The organism is Rhizobium sp. SRI_017 (assembly GCF_057586295.1).
Genome location: NZ_JBYCZP010000114.1, coordinates 1 through 274, shown reverse-complemented (window position 1 = coordinate 274; position 274 = coordinate 1). Strand labels below are relative to the sequence as shown.

Sequence of the window (274 nt, the reverse complement as noted above, 5' to 3'; positions counted from 1 at the left end):
GATCCTCGACCACGAGGAGGCCTTCAAGATCCCACACGGTCCCGAGTACCTGCTTGGGCTTCGAGACGTACGTGGCCAAGGCGTACCGGTGGTCGATCTCCGTCTTCGCCTGGGTATGACGAAGACGGAAAAGACCCCGCACACGCGGATCCTGGTGCTTGACGTCCAGATCGGCGAGAAGATGCTGACACTGGGGCTGGTCGCCGACCGCGTCTATGAAGTGACGCCCTTCCGCCGCGACGAGATCGAGGGGGCGCCGGATATCGGCGTCCGT

The 274-nt window shown here is 63.5% G+C and carries 1 protein-coding gene; it reads left to right on the top strand.

Annotated features, from left to right (window positions below; all coding sequences use genetic code 11):
* Positions 1–274, top strand: a 274-nt coding sequence (locus AC2YI2_RS35285; RefSeq protein ID WP_487391159.1) for a chemotaxis protein CheW, incomplete at both ends; no start/stop codon positions are given.